Annotated in this window: 13 protein-coding genes; 4 read left to right on the top strand and 9 right to left on the bottom strand. The window is 64.4% G+C overall.

From position 1 onward, the window contains the following. Window positions 1-81 precede the first annotated feature (81 nt). Window positions 82-2,478, bottom strand: coding sequence for a glucan 1,4-alpha-glucosidase (locus X738_RS64050; protein WP_023800544.1), 2,397 nt, complete (start codon window positions 2,476-2,478; stop codon window positions 82-84). Between the two features lie 201 nt (window positions 2,479-2,679). Here X738_RS64050 and X738_RS64045 point away from each other — a divergent pair, with 201 nt between their 5' ends. Genes X738_RS64045 through X738_RS64030 form a run of 4 tightly spaced genes read left to right on the top strand, consistent with a single transcriptional unit; the run spans window position 2,680 to window position 7,197 of the window. After that, window positions 2,680-3,693 carry an ABC transporter substrate-binding protein gene (locus tag X738_RS64045; RefSeq protein ID WP_023800543.1) on the top strand — a complete coding sequence of 338 codons (1,014 nt, stop codon included), beginning with the start codon at window positions 2,680-2,682 and terminating at the stop codon, window positions 3,691-3,693. 49 nt (window positions 3,694-3,742) lie between these two features. After that, a complete protein-coding gene (locus X738_RS64040) occupies window positions 3,743-5,263 on the top strand; it encodes an ATP-binding cassette domain-containing protein (RefSeq protein ID WP_023800542.1) in 1,521 nt (506 codons plus the stop codon). Between the two features lies 1 nt (window position 5,264). Continuing rightward, complete coding sequence (locus X738_RS64035; protein ID WP_023800541.1) at window positions 5,265-6,245, top strand: ABC transporter permease; 981 nt, start codon at window positions 5,265-5,267, stop codon at window positions 6,243-6,245. 4 nt (window positions 6,246-6,249) lie between these two features. After that, window positions 6,250-7,197: an ABC transporter permease gene (locus X738_RS64030; protein ID WP_023800540.1), complete on the top strand. Its 948-nt coding sequence runs from the start codon at window positions 6,250-6,252 to the stop codon at window positions 7,195-7,197. Window positions 7,198-7,234: 37 nt separating this feature from the next. Here X738_RS64030 and X738_RS64025 read toward each other — a convergent pair whose 3' ends face one another. The 8 genes from X738_RS64025 to X738_RS63990 all read right to left on the bottom strand — a co-directional run bounded on the left by X738_RS64025 (window position 7,235) and on the right by X738_RS63990 (window position 14,985). Then, complete coding sequence (locus X738_RS64025) at window positions 7,235-8,743, bottom strand: aldehyde dehydrogenase family protein (RefSeq protein WP_023800539.1); 1,509 nt, start codon at window positions 8,741-8,743, stop codon at window positions 7,235-7,237. 19 nt (window positions 8,744-8,762) lie between these two features. Continuing rightward, entirely contained in the window at window positions 8,763-9,107 is a 345-nt protein-coding gene (locus tag X738_RS64020; RefSeq protein ID WP_023800538.1) for a cupin domain-containing protein, read from the bottom strand. Window positions 9,108-9,131: 24 nt separating this feature from the next. Continuing rightward, entirely contained in the window at window positions 9,132-9,482 is a 351-nt protein-coding gene (locus X738_RS64015; RefSeq protein ID WP_023800537.1) for a cupin domain-containing protein, read from the bottom strand. Between the two features lie 82 nt (window positions 9,483-9,564). Then, window positions 9,565-10,839 (bottom strand): glycosyltransferase, encoded by a 1,275-nt coding sequence (locus X738_RS64010; protein ID WP_023800536.1) that lies wholly within the window; start codon window positions 10,837-10,839, stop codon window positions 9,565-9,567. Between the two features lie 16 nt (window positions 10,840-10,855). Then, entirely contained in the window at window positions 10,856-11,929 is a 1,074-nt protein-coding gene (locus tag X738_RS64005; protein WP_023800535.1) for an ABC transporter ATP-binding protein, read from the bottom strand. Next, window positions 11,926-12,720 carry an ABC transporter permease gene (locus tag X738_RS64000; protein WP_023800534.1) on the bottom strand — a complete coding sequence of 265 codons (795 nt, stop codon included), beginning with the start codon at window positions 12,718-12,720 and terminating at the stop codon, window positions 11,926-11,928. Before X738_RS64000 ends, X738_RS64005 begins: the two co-directional genes overlap by 4 nt. Further along, window positions 12,713-13,555: an ABC transporter permease gene (locus tag X738_RS63995; RefSeq protein ID WP_036269997.1), complete on the bottom strand. Its 843-nt coding sequence runs from the start codon at window positions 13,553-13,555 to the stop codon at window positions 12,713-12,715. Before X738_RS63995 ends, X738_RS64000 begins: the two co-directional genes overlap by 8 nt. A gap of 365 nt (window positions 13,556-13,920) precedes the next feature. Beyond that, window positions 13,921-14,985: a polyamine ABC transporter substrate-binding protein gene (locus X738_RS63990; RefSeq protein ID WP_023800532.1), complete on the bottom strand. Its 1,065-nt coding sequence runs from the start codon at window positions 14,983-14,985 to the stop codon at window positions 13,921-13,923. Between the last annotated feature and the right edge of the window lie 46 nt (window positions 14,986-15,031).

Raw genomic sequence — 15,031 nt, 5'->3', positions numbered from 1 at the left:
GCTCTATTGTTGGAGCATGATCTTTTCCGAAAACCGGTTTCCACTTTTCGCTAACGCGGACCTTCGGTTCGGGATCATGCTCTAGTCCGGCTTGTCGATACCGATGGAAAAGTCGACATTCTCCCAACGGCCGGCATCGGGCCAGAAAAAAGTAAAGACGATCATATTGCCCGGCGGGACATCGGCAACGGGCAGGTCCGTGAGATGGATGCCGAAGGCGTTCTCGATCGTCGCGGCGTCATGGATGGTTGCCCAATCGTCGTTGCTCCAATCGACCACCGCCCGGGCCAGCAGTTCGACGCGCAGCAGCTTGCCGGCGGGCATGGCGCGGAGCTTGTGATTGAAGCGCCATGTCCGGCGCGGCGCCACGGTCCTGTCCTCGATGTAGCGCTTCACGCCTTGCGGCGGCATGTCGAAGACGGCGCCGTCATTGAGCGAGCGCAGCAGCTTGATATGCTCCGAATGCGCCCAGACCAGAGGCATGGCGCTGCCCGACGGTCCGCCGTGCCGCAGTTCGTGTTCGGCGATGTCGGGACCATCCCAGACCTGCTCCGGCAGCAGCCCGCCAGACCCGGCCGAATCCTCCAGGGTCTTTAACAGGCTCGCTGCCTTGTCCTTGCGGCCCGCCGCCAGTTCGTAATGGGCGCGCTCGCCGACCAGCAGCGGCCAGGGCCGGCCCTGGCCGGACCCGTCGAAGGGCGCGCCGTCGGCGTGCTCGCCATAGCCGTCGCTGGTATAGCGATACCAGACGGGCCCCTGCGGCAGGTCGCAGCGCAGCCGCGCATCGATGACCCTGACCGTGTCGACGATGCGCGGATCGTCGGCGGCCCTGAGGCCGAAGCGGACGAGCGCCAGCGCATCCGGGCTGACGATCGCCTCGGCCGGCCGGTCGCTATCGCCCGGCGGCCGGTTCTTGATCGGCACATAGCCGTCCTTCGGCGACGCCGCGCCGGCGGTGTCGGGCGGCGCGATGCGGACGTAATAGCCCTCGACGCCGACCTCTTCGCCGAGTGGAGTGCCGGTGACATAGGTCCAGCGCTCGATCTGGTCGTTCCAGACATCGGCGGTTTCCCGCAGATAATTTGCCGGCTCTGCTTTGCCGCAAGTTTCGAACAGGTCGGCCGCGGCCAGCAGGGCTGCGATCTCGACGGCCAGCGTGAACGGGCTGTAGCCGGCATCCTCTTCCCAGCGGTCTTCGCCGGTGACCGGACCGTTGCGCACGACGTAGGAAGCGGCGCGCTCGACCATCGGCATGAAGGAGCGCAACGCGGCGTCTGCCAGATGCCCAGCCCGGCGCAGCGCGTCTGCGAGCAGCAGCGGAAACGCGCATTCGTCCATCTGGATGCCCGGCCAATAGGCTGATCCGTCGAGCCAGGCGTTCTGCGGCCAATGCCCATCCGGCTGCTGGATCGAGCGGAGATAGGCGAGGATCTCAAGCGCTTGCGCCGGATCGCCGGCGGCGAGGAAACCGCCCGCGGTTTCGACCAGGTCGCGCGGCCAGACCAGATGATAGCCGCCTATATCGTCGTCGCCCTTGCTGAAGCCCCACGGGGTCGACAGGCTGGCGACGGCCGCGCCGGTGGATGAACGATGCGTTGCCAGAACTGCCGTGCTGACACGATAGGTGTTGATCCACGCACCATGCCGGTCCAGCGGCAGCAAGCCAGCCTGCCACTCCCGCCATTTTTCGATAAAGGATTTGGCCGCGGGCTCAAAACCCCGCTTCAGACTGGCCGAGGCATTTTCCGCCGCCTCTTGCGGCGTCGTTCCGAAACCCAGCGCCAGCAACGCCGTCGGGTTCGCAGCCGAAAAGCCGATCTCGCCGGTCAGCGCGACATTGCCGTCCTCGGCCCTGCGGCAAGCCGGGTCGAGCCGGCCGTCACGACGGAGCTGCTGCCAGCCGTCGGAGACACCGACATAGCCGGCCGAGCATGCTCCCCAGGGCAGCGACGAGGCGAGCGCCAGGCAAACGCCACGTCCCGATGCAAACAGGACAGGCCTTCCCTCGTGGTCGCCGACCCAGGCGGTGTTGGCCATGCCGGCGTTGACCAGATGCGGCGCCAGCAGCGCGTAGACGCGGTGGTCGGCGTATGTGCCGCTCAGCGGCGTGAAGCTGATTTCCTGCAGCAAAACAGGATGTTTCGGATCCGTAACGATGCGCTTTTCGATCCGGTAGGTGGCGGCGGTGTTGACCAGCCTGTAGGCGGGCACCCCATCCTCGAACGGCTCGAGGCTGTGCACGGCATCGCGCTTTTCTTCCGAGAAATAGAAGCCGGGGCCGGTGACGACCAGTCCCATGTCTCGGGTGCAGGCGCTGTCGAGGCGGGGATAATAGACCTCGTTGAGGATGCCGTGGCTGATCGTGAACCAGACAGGGCAGGCCGGCGAAAGCGCGGTTCCGACGCCGCTCTTGGTGCTCGACGTCCAGCGCGCCGGAATTCCGGGTGGGCCCAGCGCATCAGTCGGCGTCGCTGCCATCTTGATTTTGGTCTCCTGCCCCATCCCTAGACCAGGAGCCGAAGCCTTTTCAATCATTGCACCGCAAGTTGATCGTCAAACCGTCATCGATCGCTGTTGACAAGTGCGCCCATCTAAATTTGTCTGACAATATTGAAACGAGGGTCGTCATAACAGCCGCCAGCAGCCAACAACGACCAGCAATCCATGGGAGGATAACAGATGAAGAAGATACTCGTCTTGAGTGCCCTTGCGGCGATGCTCGCATCAGGCGCCGCGTTTGCCGACACCAGCGACAAGAAGATCGCCTTTTCCAACAATTATGCCGGCAATTCGTGGCGGCAGGCGATGCTCGACAGCTATGCCATCGTCACCAAGAAGGCGGTCGCCGACGGGTTGGTCGCCGCCGCGGACATCTTCACGACGGCCGACAAGGAAGTGCCGACCCAGGCTGCCCAGGTTCAGAACCTGATCCTGCAAGGCTATGACGCCATCGTCATCAACGCCGCCTCGCCGGACGCGCTCAACGGCGCCGTCAAGCAGGCCTGCGATGCCGGCATCGTCGTCGTCTCCTTCGACGGCATCGTCACCGAGCCCTGCGCCTACCGCGTCGTCGTCGACTTCAAGGACATGGGCAGGCAGGAAGTCGAGCAGATGGCCAAGTTCCATCCCGAGGGCGGCAATCTGCTGGAAATCCGCGGCCTTGCCGGCACGTCGATCGACGACGCCATCCACGCCGGGATTCTGGAGGGCGTCGCCGCCCATCCCGAGTTCAAGATCGTCGGTTCGGTGACCGGCGACTGGGACCAGACCACAGCGCAGAAGGCGGTCGCGACGATCCTGCCGTCGCTGCCGGAAATCGTCGGCGTCGTCGATCAGGGCGGCGACGGCTATGGCGCGGCACAAGCCTTCGCCGCCGCCGGCAAACCGCGCCCGACCATCATCATGGGCAACCGCCAGGACGAATTGCAGTGGTGGAAGGAACAGAAGGACAAGGATGGCTACCAGACCTGGTCGGCGTCGATTGCGCCGGGCGTGTCGTCGCTGGCCTTCTGGGTGGCGCAGCAGGTGCTCGACGGCCGCACCGATGTGCCGCATGACCTGTTGGTGCCATACCTCGCCTTCACCCAGGATAATTTCGAGGCCGAGCTGCCGAACATCCCCAAGGGCGGCGTCGCCAGCCACGAATACACGCAGGAAGACGCCATCGCGGCGATCAAAGCCAACATCAAGTGAGCGTGGCACATCCAATGCCGCGCGCGTCGTCTTCCGGATTTCGCTAGGGATGCCCGAGGCCGGTGTAGACATCATCAGACTGGACGGAGCCGAAAAACATGTCGGCGCCGCCACTGTCGACATCATCAGGCTGGACGGAGCCGAAAAACATTTCGGCGCCGTCCGGGCGCTCGCCGGGGTGGATTTCCACGTCGGCGCCGGCGAATGCGTCGGTCTCGTCGGCCACAATGGCGCGGGCAAGTCGACGCTCATGCATATGGTGGCGGGCACGCTCGTGCCCGACAGCGGTCGGATCGCGGTGCGTGGCGGCATCGAGGACAATTATTCGGTGCCGCGCGCCCAACAACTCGGCATACGCTGCGTATTCCAGGAACTGTCGCTGTGCCCGAACCTCAGCGTTGCCGAGAACACCCGAATCAACCACCCGGCGCTGCGCGGCCTCGGCTGGCGGCGCAAGGCGGCCGATCTGATCGCCGCCAAGCTCGACGAGATATTTCCGGGCCACAGCATCTCCGCCGCCGATATCGCCAGCGACCTTTCCATCGGCAGGCGGCAGATGGTCGAGGTGGCGCGCGCCTTCACGGTGACGCAGGATCCGCTCGAATTGGTCATCCTCGACGAGCCGACATCCTCGCTCGACGCGCACACGGCCGGCCAGTTGCTGGGTTTCGTCCGGCGCTTTGTCGCCGGGGGCAAGAGCTGCATTCTGATCTCGCATGTTCTGGGCGAGGTGCTCGGGAATGCCGACCGCATCGTGGTGATGCGCGACGGCAAGGTCGTCGCGTCGGATGCGGCTAAGGCTTTCGATCGCGGCAGGCTGGTGACGACCATGGGCGGAGCGGCAGCGCGTGAGAAGATCGCGGCCGAAATCGCGACCCAAAAGCCGGAGACCGGCCCGTTGCGGGTCCGGGCCCGCCCAGCGCGGCAACAGGACGGCAACGAACTTGTGGCGCATGCCGGCGAGATCATCGGCCTTGCCGGGCTTGCCGGTCATGGCCAAACCGATCTGCTGCTGGCGATTTTCGCAGCCGCGGCGCGCACCAAAACCGGCATCGAGGTCACCGCGCCGGTGGCGCTGGTGGCCGGCGACCGCCAGTCTGACGGGATCTTTCCGCAATGGTCGATTGCGCAAAACATCGGCATCCGCTCGCTGGCGCGATTGCGCAACGGCCTGCTGATCTCGCCGCGGCGCGAAGCCGAGCTCGCCGACTTCTGGCAAAAGAAAATCGGCATCCGCACCCCCGACATGAACAACAACATCTTCTCGCTGTCCGGCGGCAACCAGCAGAAGGCCCTGTTTGCCCGGGCGCTCGGTTCCGACGCCAAGATCGTGCTGATGGACGACCCGATGCGCGGCGTCGACATCGGCACCAAGCTCGAGGTCTACGACCTTGTGCGCGAAGAGGCTGGCCGCGGCCGTACCTTCCTCTGGTACACCACGGAAACCGAAGAGCTCGACAATTGCCACCACGTCTATGTCTTCAAGAACGGCCGGATCGTCGCCAAGCTTGGTCGCGACGAGCTGACCGAGGAAAAGATCATCCAGTCCTCGTTCGGCGATGCGGCTTGAGATGACGGCAGCACCCGTCGAGAGCGGTCCCAAGAGTTCTTCCGAGCGAAGCGCGCTGGCGCGGGCGCGCCTGCTGCGCGGGCTGCTGCCTGCGATGTCGCTGGTGCTGGTGCTGCTGGCGATCGCCTGGCTCAACCCGCGCGCCATCAGCTATTTCGGCTTCAGCCTGATGCTCAACCTGGCGATCCCGATCGCATTGGCGACGATCGCGCAGATGTTCGTCATTGCCGGCAACGAGTTGGACCTGTCGATCGGCACCTTCGTCGGTTTCGTCGGCTGCGTCACGGCGACATGGCTGAAGGAGGCGCCGCTGGTCGGTGTCTTGATCCTTCTCGGGTCGATCGGCGTCTATGCGCTGCTCGGCGCGCTGATCCATCTGCGCAACCTGCCTTCAATCGTGGTGACGCTCGGCATGAGTTTTGTCTGGCAGGGTCTGGCCATCCTCATCCTGCCGAAGCCCGGCGGCAAGGCGCCGGACTGGCTGCTGTCGCTCATGGCCTTCAAGCCGCCCTTCGTCCCGTTCCCGATCATTGCGGCGCTGCTGATCGCGGCGGTCGTCCACTTCGGGCTGATGCGCACCTCGTATGGCGTGATCCTGCGCGGCTCCGGTGGCAATGCCGCGGCCCTCAGCCGTGCCGGCTGGTCGCTGCTCAAGACCAAGGTCGTGCTGTTCGCATTGACCGGCCTGTTCGGCGTTTTATCCGGCATGGCCCTGATTGGCATCACCACCTCGGCCGATGCCAATATCGGCAATGGCTACACGCTGCTGTCGATCGCCGGCGTCATCCTCGGTGGCGGCGAATTCGTCGGCGGCCGGGTATCGCCGATCGGCGCGGTGATCGGCGCGCTGACGCTGGCGCTCGCCGCCTCGCCGCTGCTGACCTTCATGCACATCCCGCCCGATTGGCAGGTGGCCGCCAACGGCGCCATCCTCATCATCGTGCTGGCGGCCCGGGTGCTGATCAGCCGCAAAGAGAGGTGAGGGGATGGCATCGTTGCGATTGCTGCTCGCCAAACCCTGGATCTGGTCCTTCATCGGCGCGCTGCTGGTGTGGCTGGCGACGGTCACCTTCACCGGCGGATATGGCGGCGGCGGCATGATCACGGCGGCACTTTCGCTCGCCGTCTTCACCGTCATCGTCGGTGTCGGCCAGATGTTCGTGATCACGCTCGGTCCCGGCAATGTCGACCTGTCGCTGCCCGCCAATATCGGCCTCGCCAGCGCCGTCGCCATGAAGGTGATGGACGGCAATGATTCAATGATCGCGGTCGGGCTGCTGGCGGCGCTGGCCTGCGGCATGGCGATCGGCGCCGCCAATTATCTGTTGATCTGGGCGCTGCGCATTCCACCGATCATCGCCACACTGTCGGCGAGCTTCATCATCCAGTCGATCGACATCAGCTATGGCCGCGGCTTGCAGATCAAGCCGCCGCCGGGCTTTGCCAGTTTCACCAACTGGCAGATTCTTGGCATTCCGGTGCTGGCGATCCTCACCGTGCTGTTCTCCATCGGCGCTGCGTTCGCGCTGCAGCGCATGATCTATGGCCGTTCGGTGCTGGCGATCGGCCAGAACATCCGCGCGGCGTGGCTGGCCGGCGTCAATGTCGGCCGCATCCGCTTTCTTACCTACACGCTGTCGGGCGCGCTCGGCGGCCTCGACGGGGCGCTGCTCGCCGGCTATTTCCGCGGCGCCAACGTCGATATCGGCAATGAGTACCTGCTGGCCTCGATCGCCGTCGTCGTCATCGGCGGCACGTCGGTAGCCGGCGGCAAGGCCAATGTGCCGGGTGTATGGGGCGCGGCCCTGTTCCTGGTGCTGCTTTTGACCATGCTCAACACGTTCGGCGTCAGCGCCGGCGTCCGTCTGTTGCTGACCGGGCTGATCATCGTCGGCGTCATCACTGCCGCCGGCGGGCAGAAAGCGCTGCGCTAGCAAGCGGCGGCCCTTGGCGGCGCTGACCTGTGTCATCTCATACGTGCTTGCGCCCGCCAGATTCGCGGAACCAGCTGTCGGGATAGGGATACCACCAGTCCTGGATCGCTGGCCTGTGGTCGATGATGACCATCTTCGAGCGGCGGAAGGAATCCAGCCCCTGGCGACCAAGTTCGCGGCCGAGGCCCGACGCCTTCCAGCCGCCGAACGGCAGTGCGTCGTTGTCGATCAGCGGATTGTTGACCCAGACCATCCCTGCCTCAAGCCGCTCCGCAGCCTCATGCGCCTCGGCAAGATCAGTGGTGAACACCGAGGCGCCGAGCCCGAACGGGCTGTCATTGGCAAGTTCTATCGCCTCGTCGAAATCCTTGACCCGGCAGATCGCGGCGACTGGCCCGAAACATTCTTCGCGCACGATCGCCATGTCGGGGGTGACGCCGGTCAGGATCGTCGGCTCGTAGAACCAGCCGACATTGTGCGCCGGCGGAATACGCCCGCCGGTGATCGCCTTGGCACCATTGCGCACGGCATCGTCGACCAGCCGCATGACTTTCGCCCGCGCCGCCTCGCTGACCAGCGGCCCGATCTCGGTCTTGTCGAGGCCGTTGCCGATGCGCAGCGCCCGTGTCTTCTGCGCAAACAGCTCGACAAAGCGGTCATGAACGGCATCGACGACGAAAAACCGTTCGGCCGAGGTGCAGACCTGGCCGGTGAGATGGAACGCGGCGGTGACGCTGCCGGCGGCCGCCACGTCGAGCGGGGCGTGTCGGCTGATGATCAGCGGATCGCTGCCGCCGGCCTCGATGACGCATGGCTTCATGCGCTCGGCGCAAGCGACGGCGACAGCATTGCCGGCGGCGACCGAACCGGTGAAGGCAACCGCATGGGTGCGGTCGGAGGCGATCAAAGCCTGCGCCGTGGCCGCCGCGCCGGGCAGGCAGGAAACCAGGCCCTCCGGCAGTGAGCGGAACACGGTCATGTAATCCAGCGTCGACAGTGTCGTCGCTTCGGCCGGCTTGATGACGCAGGCATTGCCGGCGGCAAGCGAGGCGGCAACGGTCCAGCACATCAACAGGATCGGGAAATTGTAGGGCATGATGTGCACAGACGTGCCGTAGGGCTCGTAGCGCGCATACTGGAACGAACCCGCCTGCGTCGTGCCGGCGATCTTGCCGGCATCGTCGCGCGCCATTTCGGCGTAGTAGCGGAAGATCGGCGCGCAATTGGCGATCTCGCCGATTGCTTCCGGATAGGGCTTGCCCATCTCGCGCACCATCAGCTCGGCGCAGCAGGTGAAGTCGGCCGCCTCGATCGCGTTGGCGACTGCATGCAGATGCCTGGCGCGGCTCTTGGCGTCGAGCTTTTTCCAGGCAGCTTGCGCCCTGGCCGCAGCGGTGAGCACGGCGTCGATCTCGCCGTCGGTTGCAGTCGCGATGGCGCCGACGGTTTCCAGTGTCGCCGGATCGATCACCGGTTTTGCCGCGCCGGTCATCGGCCGATAATCCGGATTGACGAAGAAGGCCGGCCGGTCAGGTGAGAAGTCCATGGTCGTCCTTTCAAGTCGCTCAGCGGATCATGTAGACCTTCTTGATGGTCTCGTGGACGGTGCAGACGCCCTTCCAGTCCTGCGGAAAGAACGCCGCGGTGTCGGGTTCGATCTCGATCACCTCGCCGGATTCGTGGACATAGGTGCAGCGGCCCTCTAGGAAATGGCAGAATTCGTCGCGGGTGACGTGGCAGTGCCATTTGCCTGGGGTGCAGACCCACAGCCCGCATTCGGAGCGGCCTTCCGGCCCCTTGTGCAGCAATTTGCCGGAGGTACGGGATTCGCCCTCGATCATCGTGGGGATGACGCCCCAGTCGACGAGGTCGGTGAGGGCAAGCGGCGATTTCATGATCGGTGTCGGCATGTCGTGAAGCTCCAGTGGCTGGCTTCAGGCCAGCATGTAAATGTTGCGGATGGTCTCGTGGACGGTGCATTCGCCGGTCCAGCCGGCCGGGAACATGACCACCGTGGCAGCGGAGACTTCTATCACCTCGCCGTTGTCCGATCGGTAGGTCGCGCGGCCGGCAACGAAATGGCACAGTTCGTCGCGCGGGATCGCCAGCCGCCAGCGGCCGGGCGTGCAGACCCAGATGCCGGATTCCGGCTGGTTGTTCGGCCCCTTGTGGACGAGCCTGCCGGTGGAGTGCGATGCACCTTCCAGCGCATCGGGCTGGGCGCCCCAGTCGATCAGGTCGGTGCGGGTGGAGGCTTGGTGGAGGTGTGGGGCGGAGGAGGTCATGTGGGAGCTCCGCCATGCTTGTGCTTGACGTGCCCGCGCTCTACGGCGGGGGCGCGAAGGAATGCCATACCCATCAGCCCGGTCACAGCAGTTTCTCCAGCAGCCCCGCTGCCTTCTCCGGGCCGTTCTGCGCCTGCATCTGCGCCGACGTCTTCGCCAGCTTGGCCCTGATTGCCGGGTCGGTCAGGCAGGTTTCGATCTTGGCGATCAGCTCGGCGTCGCTCCAGTCGTAGCGCGGCATGCCGAAGCCGTGGCTGGTCTCCTCGACCCGGGTCGCGTTGTCGTGGCCATCCCAGACATAGGGCATGATGATCGCCGGCTTGCCGAAGTAGAGACACTCGGTGAACGAGTTGTTGCCGCCATGGTGGATAACCGCGTCGACCTGCGGGATCACCGAGGGCTGCGGAAACCAGCTCTCGACGATGACATTGCCGGGCACTTGCGCGTATTGGTCCTTGTAGCCGCCGACATTGACCAGCGCCCGGTAGCGAGTCTCGGCCAGCGTCGCGATGATGCGCTTCAAGAGATCGACATCGCCGGCGCCAAGGCTGCCGAACGAGACGTAGAGCAGCGGCCCGTCATTATTCTCAGCAAAGGTCGGCACGGTGTAGGGCTTCTCCTGCCGCACGCAGCCTTCCAGATACTGGAATTTTGCCGGGTCGAGCGGATGGCGGCGCTTGAACTTTGCCGCCTCGGGATAAAGCAACAGGTTGAGGTAAGGCGAGGCCTCGAAGAATTGGCCGATCGGATACGGCGCTTCGTTGTTGGCTTTCAAAAACGTATTGAAGTCGTCATGGATCGGCTTGATTACCGCGTTGAAATGGTCGCGGTAGCGCTGATGGCAGGCGTGGTCGTTCTCGCCGCAGCCGGACAGATGCGGAGGGATGTCCTCGTCCTCGATCTCGTTTTCCGAGCAGGAGATGACACGCACCCATGGCTTGCCATACTGCTTGATCGCCGGGAACAGGATGACGTTGTCGACGCAGATGACGTCGGGCTTGATCGTCGCAAGCACGCCGGGCAGGTCCTTCTCAGCCCATTTGGCGCTGTCGACGATCGCCGTCCAGCAGTCCTTCACGTAATTGTCGACCTGGTCGTAGGGCGATTTGCGAAAATTCGGGATGTGGCCGTTGATGAAGTCTTCCCAGAACTTGGCCATCTGCTCGGGCGGCATCGGCTCGGACAGGTTCACCGGATGCGCCTCGAAGCCGTAGCCCTTGTAGACGTCGACGAAGCCGGGGTCCGACAGGAACACCGCTCTGTGGCCGCGCGCCTCGACCGCCTGGGCGATACCGACGGAGTTGAGCGCCGGGCCGTAGGCCGCTTCCGGAAAAAACGCGATGGTCTTCTGCGCCATGAAAGTTCTCCTTCAATCAATCTGCGAAAATTCTGACGTCGGCGGCATCCCAGCCGAGTTCGACCGCATCGCCCGACGCGACCGGGCGGCGGTCGGCGGCGTCGGCGGTGACGCGCACCAGGAACGGTTTTTGTGACAGAGCGGTGCGGACATGCAGCTGCAGGTCGAGCCCGTGATAGGCGAGCGCCTCGACGATGCCGGCAACACGGTTGGCCGTCTCTGGCGGCGGGAACAGCCGGATGCGCTCGGGCCGCACCGAAGCGACCGCCGCAGCGCCGGGCGAAAGTATTTCGGGAACCATGCCTGATATCCGCGCACCATTGGCTGCCAGCACGCCATCGTTGGCGGCTTTGCCCGGCACGAAATTCATGACGCCAATGAAGTCGGCGACGAAACGGTCGGCCGGATGTTCGTAGACCGCATGCGGCGTGTCGCATTGCAGCAGCTTGCCGTCCCTCAGCACCGCCATGCGGTCGGCCATAACGAGCGATTCCTCCTGGTCATGGGTGACGATGACGAAGGTGATGCCGACTTCGTGCTGCAGCCGCTTCAGCTCCAGTTGCATGGCGCCGCGCAATTTCTTGTCGAGCGCACCGAGCGGCTCGTCGAGCAGCAGCAGCCGCGGCCGCTTGACCAGCGCCCGGGCAAGCGCGACGCGCTGCTTCTGGCCGCCCGACAATTGCTCCGGCTTGCGGTCGGCGAAGGCGACAAGCTCGGTCGTCGCCAGGATGGCGTCGACGCGGGAGCGGATTTCGTTTGCCGGCAAGCGCTCCATTTCAAGGCCGTAGGAAACATTGGCCCGGACGCTCATATGCGGAAACAGCGCGTAGGACTGGAACATCAGGTTGACCGGCCGCCTGTTGGGCGGGGTTTTCGCGATGTCGCGGCCGTCGAGCAGGATGCGCCCCTCATTGGGCGTCTCGAAACCGGCCAGCATGCGCAGCAGCGTGGTCTTGCCGCAGCCGGAAGGTCCGAGCAAGGCGAAGAACTCGTTCTCGCGGATATCGAGCGAGATGCCGTCGACGGCCGTCACCCGGCCGAAGTTCTTCGACACCTTGTCGATCGCCAGCAGCGTGCGGGGCTCGCTCATTGGCCGATGACTCCGCGGTTGAGCCGCTGCGACAGGGTTAGCGCGGTGATTGAGACCGCCATGACGATGGTCGCCAATGCATTGATCTCCGGCGTGATGCCGAAGCGGATCATCGAATAGATCTGCATCGGCAGCGTAGTCGAGGCGCGGCCGGCGCCGGCGGTGAAGAAGGCGATGATGAACTCGTCGACCGAAAGGGTGAAGGCGAGCAGCGCGCCGGCGACGACCGCAGGCAGGATGACCGGCAATGTCACCCGCCTGAAGGTGGTGAGCGCGGAAGCGCCGAGATCGGCGGAGGCCTCGACGATCGACCAGTCGAAGCTTTTTAGCCGCGCGCGCACCACCGAGCAGACGAAGGCGAGGTTGAAGACGACATGGGCGAGGATGATGGTGTGCAGGCCGAGCGTGAAATCGAGCATAGAAAAGAAGCTGAGCAGCGCCACCGCCAGCGCGATGTCGGGAATGATCATCGGCGCAAAGATCAGCGCCTCGAGGCCGCTTCCGTACTGCCGGCGCATTTCGACGCCGATGGCCAGCAAGGTGCCGAGCAGCGTGGCGATGGCTGTCGAGACCAGCGCCACGATCAGCGTGTTGAGGGCGGCGGAAAGGATCGCGGCGTTTCCGGCGAGCGAGGCATACCATTTCAGCGAAAAGCCCGACCAGACGGTCGGCAGCCCGCCTTGGTTGAACGACAGCGCCACCAGTACGGCGATCGGAATGTAGAGGAAGGCGAAGACGAGCGTCAGCACGAGCCAGAGCGTACGCCGTGTGGCGGGCGAGCGCTCAGTCATCGGCGCCTCCTTTCGCTTCGGCGATACGGCCCGCGGCGCGATCGGCAGCCAGGGCCTGCGCCGTCAGCACCAAAAGCATGATGGCGATCAGCGCCATCGCCAGCGCTGCGCCGAACGGCCAGTCATTGGCGGTCAGGAACTGGTCGTAGACAAGATTGCCGATCATCTGGAAGCGGCCGCCGCCGAGCAGTGCCGGCGTGACGAAATTGCCGATCGACAGCACGAAGACGAAAACCGCCCCGGCGGCGATGCCCGGCACCGTCAGCGGCAGTATAACCCGGCGAAATGTGGTCATGGCCGAAGCGCCGAGATCGCGCGAGGCCTCGGCCAGCTCCGGATTGAGCCGCGACAGCGGCGCGTAGCAGGCGAGGATGACGAAAGGCAGGTAATTGTAGACCAGACCGGCGATGACGGCGCCTTCGGTATAGAGCATCGACGGCGGCTCGCCGGTATAGCCGAACCAGCGCAAGAGCTGGGTGATCAGGCCTTCGCGGTTGAGCAGCACGATCCATGCATAGGTGCGGATCAGGTAATTGGACCAGAAAGGCAAGACGGCGAAGAACAGGAACACCGGCTGCCACCGGCGCGGTGCTGCCGCGATCGCATAGGCGGCGGCATAGCCGATCACCACCGCGATCAGCGTTGCCGTGCCGGCGATGCGCGCCGAATTGAGGAAGATGCCGGCATAGAGCGGGTCGAGCACCAGCCCGAAATTCTCCAGCGTGAAGCTGTATTCGATGCCGCCATAAATGCCGCGCCGGAAGAAGGCGAGCGCCAGCACCAGCGCGCATGGCACCACCATCAAGGCGGTGAGCCAGGCCAGCGCCGGCGCCATCAGCAAGGAGGAGCGAGAAGGTGTGAACGATCTCATGTCGCACCCTCCTCTGGCCTTGAGGCCATCTCAAAGGCATCGAAATTGTGTTTGGACAAGCGCCCCCTCACCCGGATTGCCAACCGAATTGCGAAGGGCAATTCGGGGCAATCCGACCTCTCCCCGAGGGGAGAGGAGGTCGCCGACCTTGGCGTCAGCCTCTTCTCCCCAGCGGGGAGAAGGTGGCCGCGAAGCGGCCGGATGAGGGGGTGCTGCGCCGGAGATTGGCGAGCGGCTGCAAGCCAGCCGATCTCCCCCCTTGAGGGGGAGATGGCCGGCAGGCCAGAGGGGGGCGTGAAGGAACGCAAGCCTGATTCCAGATGCCGAAATTACTGCGCCGCCTTGATCTCGCTGACGATCTTCGAATAGTCGCGCTGGGCGTCGCCGACGTCGCGCAACTGCTCGAACTTGACCAGTTCGGCCACAGGCATGTTCATATTTGGGAATTTGGCGAGGAAATCCGCCGGCAGGCTTTCCATAGCCGGCTTGTTCGGCACCTTGTAATCGATGTTCTGAGCCGCCCAGGCGTGGTTCTTGGCGTCCAGCATGAAGTTGATGAACTGGAAGGCGGCGTCCTTGTTGGCCGATGCCTTCATCACCACCATCGTATCGACCCACAGGTCCGAGCCTTCCTTGGGTATGGTGTATTTAATCTGCGGATTCTCGGCGATGCCATAGTTGCACCAGCCATCCCATGCCTGCACCATCAGCGCCTCGCCCGAAACCAGCTTCGAATAGAAGGTGGTGTCGTCATAGGCGAGCAAGGTCTTCTTGGCCGAGATCAGCAGGTCCTTGACCTCGGCGAGCTTGGCCGGATCGGTTTCGTTGACCGAATAGCCCTTGGCGAGCTGCCCGGCGGCAAGCAGCCAGCGGTCGGTCGCCAGCATCGTGGTCTTGCCCTTGAGCGCCTCGGACGGGGCGAGAAGATCGTTCCAGCTGGCCGGCTCGGTCTTCACCAGATCCGAGCGGTAGCAGAGGCCGGTGGTGCCCCAGGTGTAAGGCACGGAAAAATTGTTGCCGACATCGTGCGGCAGCTTGGCCGCCTCAGGATAGAGATTGGCGAGATTGGGGATCTTGGCGTGGTCGATCGTCTCGATCAGGCCGAGATTGTTCAGCACTTCTGCGAACGGCGAGGAAACGAAGACCACGTCATAGCCCTTGCCGCCCGAAGCAACGAGCTTGCCCATGATCTCCTCATTGGTGGCGTGAACGACGACCTCGCCGGAAACGCCGGTCGCTGCTTTGAAGGCGGCCATGACGTCCGGCGCCATGTAGCCGTCCCAGTTGGAAATGACGAGGTCGGCGGCGGCCGCCGGCGCCGACATCGCCATAGCGAGGCCAAGCGCGATCGCGGAAGTTTTTAACGAACGGTGCCGCAGGGTGGTGGCGGTCATGACAGACTCCCATTCTGGTTGATCGTCGAATTCAATCAATCGTCGG

The sequence above is a fragment of the Mesorhizobium sp. L48C026A00 genome (genome assembly GCF_000502375.1).
In the GTDB taxonomy this organism is placed as follows: domain Bacteria; phylum Pseudomonadota; class Alphaproteobacteria; order Rhizobiales; family Rhizobiaceae; genus Mesorhizobium; species Mesorhizobium muleiense.
This window is presented reverse-complemented; position numbering and strand designations above follow the sequence as displayed.

What these genes read in the sequence shown, in the direction of transcription:
- X738_RS64050 (WP_023800544.1), bottom strand. Translation starts at nt 2,478, where the DNA reads ATGGCAGCGACGCCGACTGATGCGCTGGGCCCACCCGGAATTCCGGCG.
- X738_RS64045 (WP_023800543.1), top strand. Translation starts at nt 2,680, where the DNA reads ATGAAGAAGATACTCGTCTTGAGTGCCCTTGCGGCGATGCTCGCATCA.
- X738_RS64040 (WP_023800542.1), top strand. Translation starts at nt 3,743, where the DNA reads ATGCCCGAGGCCGGTGTAGACATCATCAGACTGGACGGAGCCGAAAAA.
- X738_RS64035 (WP_023800541.1), top strand. Translation starts at nt 5,265, where the DNA reads ATGACGGCAGCACCCGTCGAGAGCGGTCCCAAGAGTTCTTCCGAGCGA.
- X738_RS64030 (WP_023800540.1), top strand. Translation starts at nt 6,250, where the DNA reads ATGGCATCGTTGCGATTGCTGCTCGCCAAACCCTGGATCTGGTCCTTC.
- X738_RS64025 (WP_023800539.1), bottom strand. Translation starts at nt 8,743, where the DNA reads ATGGACTTCTCACCTGACCGGCCGGCCTTCTTCGTCAATCCGGATTAT.
- X738_RS64020 (WP_023800538.1), bottom strand. Translation starts at nt 9,107, where the DNA reads ATGCCGACACCGATCATGAAATCGCCGCTTGCCCTCACCGACCTCGTC.
- X738_RS64015 (WP_023800537.1), bottom strand. Translation starts at nt 9,482, where the DNA reads ATGACCTCCTCCGCCCCACACCTCCACCAAGCCTCCACCCGCACCGAC.
- X738_RS64010 (WP_023800536.1), bottom strand. Translation starts at nt 10,839, where the DNA reads ATGGCGCAGAAGACCATCGCGTTTTTTCCGGAAGCGGCCTACGGCCCG.
- X738_RS64005 (WP_023800535.1), bottom strand. Translation starts at nt 11,929, where the DNA reads ATGAGCGAGCCCCGCACGCTGCTGGCGATCGACAAGGTGTCGAAGAAC.
- X738_RS64000 (WP_023800534.1), bottom strand. Translation starts at nt 12,720, where the DNA reads ATGACTGAGCGCTCGCCCGCCACACGGCGTACGCTCTGGCTCGTGCTG.
- X738_RS63995 (WP_036269997.1), bottom strand. Translation starts at nt 13,555, where the DNA reads ATGGCGCCGGCGCTGGCCTGGCTCACCGCCTTGATGGTGGTGCCATGC.
- X738_RS63990 (WP_023800532.1), bottom strand. Translation starts at nt 14,985, where the DNA reads ATGACCGCCACCACCCTGCGGCACCGTTCGTTAAAAACTTCCGCGATC.